General features: G+C 61.7%; 2 protein-coding genes. One reads left to right on the top strand and one right to left on the bottom strand.

Features of this window, described 5'->3' with window-relative positions:
• The coding region (locus Q4E95_RS13770; RefSeq protein WP_303383835.1) for a penicillin acylase family protein at positions 1 to 1,242 on the top strand (1,242 nt) is incomplete at its 5' end.
• A 65-nt stretch (positions 1,243 to 1,307) separates the two neighbouring features.
• Here Q4E95_RS13770 and Q4E95_RS13765 read toward each other — a convergent pair.
• The coding region (locus tag Q4E95_RS13765; RefSeq protein WP_303383834.1) for a 3-hydroxyacyl-CoA dehydrogenase family protein at positions 1,308 to 1,561 on the bottom strand (254 nt) is incomplete at its 5' end.

The raw sequence follows: 1,561 nt of genomic DNA, 5'->3' as shown, positions 1-1,561 counted from the left end.
CCGCAGAACAACTCCGCCTACTCCAAAAAACGCGCGTGGAAGGGCACCGAAGTGCAGTCCCTCCTGGGCTGGGTCAACGTCATGAAGGCCAAGAACTGGGACGAGTACCTGGCGCAGGCCGAGAAGGTGGGCATCACCATCAACTGGTACTACGCGGACAAGAGCGGAAACATCGGTTACGTCTCTCCGGGCAAGCTCCCCGCACGGCCGGAAAACCAGGACTTCCGTGTACCGGCCAAGGGTGACGGAACCATGGAATGGCAGGGCTTCCGCCCGTTCGAGGACAACCCCAAGACGTACAACCCCGAACAGGGCTACGTGGCCAACTGGAACAACCAGTCTGCGGCCGGTTTCAATTCCGACGGCGGCAACTGGTCCTCGGTGGACCGCTTCAACGAGATCACGTCCCGGTTGGAATCCCAGGAGAAGTTCACTCCGCAGGAAATCTGGGACATCAACAAGGAAACGTCGTTCGCGGACCTCAACATTCGCTACCTCCGCCCGCACCTGGAATCGGCCATCGAGTACGTTCCGGCCGATGACCAGCTTCGCTCGGACGCCAACATCCTGCTCGAGTGGGACGGACAGACGGTCGACCAGGACAAGGACGGCAACTACGACGGCGCCGCCCCCACCATCATGCGCACCTGGCTGCCCAAGCTTTCAGAGGCTGTCCTGAAGGATGATCTGCCGCAGGCGGTCTACGACCAGTACGCCGCCTCGATCTACCGCAAGCCCGGCGGATCCGTCCGGCCGGCGGAGACCACCAAGCTGCTGTCCAACGCGTTGGCCGGTGAGGACTCCGCGGTGCCGCAAAGCGTGGACTTCTTCAACGGGGAGGACCACGGGAAGGTGCTTCGCGATACCTTCAAGGCCGCGACCGATGAGCTGCGTGAGACGCGCGGTGACGACCCCGCCGCATGGGTCACCCCGGTGATCCCCCACGAGTACAAGACCAAGAACTTCATGGGGATCCCGCAGGCCGATCCGTCCGAGGCACTCAGCACGCATCAGTACATGAACCGCGGTACGGAGAACAACCTGGTGCACCTCAACCCCGAGGGCGCGAGCATGTGCGTGGCTGCTCCCCCGGGTCAAAGTGGTTTCGTGGCCCCTGATGGAACCAAGTCACCGCACTATCAGGACCAGTTGGAGCTGTACACGAACTTCGAGTGCAAGGAAGAGAACCTCTACAAGAACCAGCTCGCCCAGAACCTGGAATCCGTGACCAACGTCAAGTAAGCGCCACGGGGAACGGACCCGGACTCAGCTACCGAGTTCGGGTCCGTCCTATCTGCAACAGCGCCCTACTTCGCGTACTCGTAGAACCCCTCGCCGGACTTGCGACCGAATTTGCCCTCGGCCACGAGCTTGGAGATGGACTCGTTGGGCTTGTCCTCCTCGGCTCCGGTTTCCTGGTAGGTGGCCTGGGCAATGAAATCAATGACGTCCAGGCCCACCATGTCCATGAGCTCGAACGGGCCCATGGGATGACCCAGTCCGGTGCGGATCGCGCCGTCGATGTCTTCCTTGGAGGCGTAACCGTTCTCGTAGAGGAACA

The organism is Kocuria sp., assembly GCF_030536815.1.
Taxonomy (GTDB): domain Bacteria; phylum Actinomycetota; class Actinomycetes; order Actinomycetales; family Micrococcaceae; genus Kocuria; species Kocuria gwangalliensis.
The sequence above is the reverse complement of the archived record's forward strand: the minus strand, read 5'-3'. Positions and strand labels throughout refer to the sequence as shown.